The following is a 3974-nucleotide window of genomic DNA, read 5'->3' on the forward strand; positions in this document are numbered from 1 at the left end:
GCAGGTCTGACATCGGTTTTCCCCTTCTTTGCCGACGCCCGGTTCCGAATCCACCGCCCGCCGCCCTCTTTCAAGAGAGTGAAATTTTTTTCATAAGTTCCGCTCGAATCCCCGACTTGTCAAGACGAATTTACGTAGAGTTAACCGCTCGCTTCGAGTGAACAATTTTGCCTGACAATGAAATTATTTGCTTCAAGGGGATTGCAGGCTTCCCGCGTTTGCGGTCAATATTCCATCCAAAGCTCCGGCCTCGGGCAAAGGAGCAGGGAACAGCATGATTTTCGAACGGAGGACGAGCGGATGACGGCATCCTGGAGATTTTCAACCCTGGCGGATCGCCATCGCGCTCTGGGGTCGAAGCTCGAAGACTGGAGCGGAATGGGCACCGCCTGGACCTATGACAAGGATGCCGATGAGGAATATGTCGCCATCCGCACCAAGGCCGGACTTATGGATGTTTCCGGCCTGAAGAAGGTTCACATCACAGGGCCGCACGCCTCGCACCTGATCGACCTCGCCACCACGCGCGACGTGGAGAAAATCTATCCCGGCAAGTCGGCTTACGCCTGCATGCTGAACGAAGCGGGAAAATTCACCGACGATTGTATCCTCTACCGTACCGGACCGAATTCCTGGATGGTGGTGCACGGCTCGGGCACCGGCCATGAGGAATTGCAGCGAGCGGCCATGGGCCGCGACGTGTCGCTGCGCTTTGACGACAATCTGCACGATCTGTCGCTGCAGGGGCCGACGGCGGTCGACTATCTGGCCAAGCACGTGCCGAGCATTCGCGACCTCAACTACTTCCATCACATGCAGACGCAGCTCTTCGGCTTCCCCGTCATGATCTCGCGCACCGGCTATACCGGCGAGCGCGGCTACGAAATCTTCTGCCGTGGCCAGGATGCCGGCACGATCTGGGACAGAATCCTCGAAGAGGGCAAGGGGGCCGGCATCATTCCATGCCGCTTCACCACGCTCGACATGCTGCGCGTCGAGAGCTACCTGCTGTTCTACCCCTACGACAATTCGCAGAAATACCCGTTCGACAATGAAGGCCCCGGCGACACGCTGTGGGAACTCGGCCTCGACTTCACCGTCAGCCCCGGCAAGACCGGTTTTCGCGGTGCCGAGGAGCACTATCGCCTGAAAGGCAAGGAGCGCTTCAAGATCTACGGCGTCCTGCTCGACGGCAAGGAGCCAGCCGATGAAGGCGCGCCGGTCTATCGCGACGGTAAAAAGGTCGGCGTGGTGACCTGCGCCATGTATTCGCCGCTGGTCAAGAAATCGATGGGCATCGCCCGGCTCGACGTCGACTGCGCGGTCAAGGACACCAAGCTCGAAATCCGCAACAAGAGCGGATCGATCAAGGCGACGGCGCAGCCCTTGCCGTTCGACGATCCCAAGAAGACCAAGCGCACGGCGAAAGGCTGAGGCATAATCGACAGCGAGGGTTTCGAGGCACAAAGACAGAATGGCAGCCAAGACCATCATCAGCCGGCCCATTTACGGGACCCTGTCTCCGCAGGCGGGCAAGCATCATCTTTTCGTGGCGGATGCCGAAGGCGCGCTCGCGATAAAAGACATGGCCGCCAGGGCTCCGGCCGGATTCTTCGACGGAGCCGAAATCGTCTTCATTGCCGGTCCCGACGGCAAATACGTTGCCGCTCTCGAAGCCTTGGAGCCGGCGCAGCTGCACATCGCGCCGTCCTTCGCCAGCCTGCTGCCGCGTCTGAAGCAGACCTTGACCAACGCGCATATGGGTCTGCGCCTCTATCTCGCCGGCACCGAAGGGCTGATCGGCCAGGCCATGCAGGTGGCGCTCGAAGCCGGCATCGACCACACCTCCATGCAGACCGAGCATCGCGGCTCGCTGGCGCGGCGCATGCAGTGCGTGCACTGCAAGGGCATTACCGAAAACGTGACGACGCAGCCGGCGACCTGCTCGCATTGCGGCCTGCTGCTTTTGGTGCGCGATCACTATTCCCGGCGCCTTGCCGCGTTCCAGGGCGTCTGCATCAATGCCGAAGACCGCAGTGAAATTCCTCCGATGGAGGAGATCTTCCGATGAGCACCGGCACCACCAAGCTCGATGTCGTGGTCAGCGACGTTGTCCCGGTCAATGACCTGGTTACCCGCTTCCATTTCCGCCGCCGTGACGGCGAGTTGCTGCCGACCTTTTCAGGCGGCGCCCATGTCGTGGTCGAGATGCGCGATGGTGAGCGCACCAGGCTCAATCCCTATTCGCTGATGGGCTCGCCGCTCGACACGCGCGAGTATACGATTTCGGTGCGCCGCGACGATGTCGGGCGCGGCGGCTCGCTGTTCATGCACCGGTCTGTCAAGCCGGGCCTGGAGATGGTGATCAGCTATCCGGTCAACTTGTTCTCGCTCGATCTCAGGGCGAAAAAACACCTGATGCTGGCGGGCGGCATCGGCATCACGCCCTTCATGGCGCAGACCGCGCAACTGGCTGGCGAAGGCGGCAATTTCGAACTGCATTACACCTGCCGCACCGCCTCGCTTGGTACCTATGCCGACCTGCTCCGGGAACGCTACGGCCGTCGGGTCCGGCTCTACCACGATGACCTTGAGGAGCGTATCGATCTCGACCGGCTGTTGTCCTCGCAACCGCTCGGCACGCATCTCTATGTCTGTGGCCCTGCCGGCATGATCAACTGGGTGCGCGACCGCGCCGCCGCGCTCGGCTGGCCGCAGGAGACCGTGCACTACGAGCATTTCGCGGCGCCCCAGCCCGGCCTGCCATTCGACGTGAGGCTCGCTGTCAGCGGCAAGACCATCCGCGTCGGCTCACAGCAGAGCCTGCTCGAAGCCATCGAGGCGGCCGGCGTCGATCCACCCTATCTCTGCCGTGGCGGCGTCTGCGGCCAATGCGAGACCAACGTCATCTCGTGCGACGGCAAGTTCATCCACAACGACCATTGGCTGAGCGAGGAAGAGCACCGTTCCGGCAGGAAGATCATGCCGTGCGTGTCGCGCTTCGAAGGCAGGTCGCTGGTGCTGGAACGGTAGAGCATTTTGCAGCCAAGTGGATACTTGGCGTCGCAGAAATGCGGCTAAAACAAAGAGATAGAGCGGGCATCCCGCTCTAGGAGGAATTGATGGGCATCACCTTTCGCAAGGAAACGTTCCGCGACGACTTCACCTTCAGGAACAGCCCTGAGCACATCAGGCGGTTTCCGTTCCCGTTCCACGAAGACAGCTACATGTATGCCGTCAATATCGAGCCGCATGTCGTCGGCCCGAAGGGCTCGGTGCTGGAGAACCTGATCGACGTCGACGAACACTATGTCGCCGAGATGCAGGACCGCGCTTTGGTGCTGGCAGAGGATCCGCTGCGCTGCCAGTCGCTGCCGCACATGACGCTCGCCGGCTGGGATCTGCTGGAACTTTTGATGGAGCAGCAGGCGCTGGGTTACCCCGAGCATTTCACGCTGAAGCGCGACGGCGATCGCTGGCGCTGGATCAACCGGCCGCTCGGCATCGATGACACCTTCACCTTCGGCGACACCTCGACTTTGCCTTACGGGCCGATGGAATACATCACCCGCCAGAGCCAGGGCGATTTCTGCATCCTCGACCAGCGGGACGGCAATCTGTGGATGGATGCCGGCATGGTCACCACCCAGGCCGACTGGTCGCTCGATTTCGATATCGGCATGAATTTCTTCGAGTGGCACGCGCCGGTGCCGCTGGCGCATGAGAAGGGGATTTTCGTCAGGGCGCTAAAATTCCTCACCAATATCCAGCAGGGCAAGCCGGCCAGGCGCCTGAACTGGACGATGACCATCAATCCGCGCCTCGATACCAGCCCCGAAAACTACCACAAATGGGGCCCGGACCGGGCAACGGTGACGCCCGAGAACGTCGGCGACAAGGTGCACCTGCGGGTCGAGTTGCAGAGCTTCTGGCGGCTGCCGCGCTCCAACGGCATCGTCTTCCCGATCCGCTGC

Annotated in this window: 4 protein-coding genes; all 4 read left to right on the forward strand. The window is 61.3% G+C overall.

From position 1 onward, the window contains the following. Nucleotides 1-300: 300 nt before the first annotated feature. Nucleotides 301-1434 carry an aminomethyltransferase family protein gene (locus tag EOA36_RS29775; protein WP_127280544.1) on the forward strand — a complete coding sequence of 378 codons (1134 nt, stop codon included), beginning with the start codon at nt 301-303 and terminating at the stop codon, nt 1432-1434. 40 nt (nt 1435-1474) lie between these two features. Next, nucleotides 1475-2071: a dimethylamine monooxygenase subunit DmmA family protein gene (locus EOA36_RS29780; RefSeq protein ID WP_127280545.1), complete on the forward strand. Its 597-nt coding sequence runs from the start codon at nt 1475-1477 to the stop codon at nt 2069-2071. Further along, nucleotides 2068-3033: a PDR/VanB family oxidoreductase gene (locus tag EOA36_RS29785; protein ID WP_127280546.1), complete on the forward strand. Its 966-nt coding sequence runs from the start codon at nt 2068-2070 to the stop codon at nt 3031-3033. The genes EOA36_RS29780 and EOA36_RS29785 overlap by 4 nt, the downstream gene beginning before the upstream one ends. A gap of 89 nt (nt 3034-3122) precedes the next feature. Beyond that, nucleotides 3123-3974: DUF3445 domain-containing protein (locus EOA36_RS29790; RefSeq protein WP_145969375.1), on the forward strand; the 852-nt coding region annotated here is incomplete at its 3' end.

Origin of the sequence: Mesorhizobium sp. M8A.F.Ca.ET.021.01.1.1 (assembly GCF_003998025.1) — a bacterium.
Classification (GTDB): Bacteria; Pseudomonadota; Alphaproteobacteria; order Rhizobiales; family Rhizobiaceae; genus Mesorhizobium.

Excerpts from the sequence above, each read along its gene's own strand:
- EOA36_RS29775 (WP_127280544.1), top strand. The coding sequence starts at position 301 with ATGACGGCATCCTGGAGATTTTCAACCCTGGCGGATCGCCATCGCGCT.
- EOA36_RS29780 (WP_127280545.1), top strand. The coding sequence starts at position 1,475 with ATGGCAGCCAAGACCATCATCAGCCGGCCCATTTACGGGACCCTGTCT.
- EOA36_RS29785 (WP_127280546.1), top strand. The coding sequence starts at position 2,068 with ATGAGCACCGGCACCACCAAGCTCGATGTCGTGGTCAGCGACGTTGTC.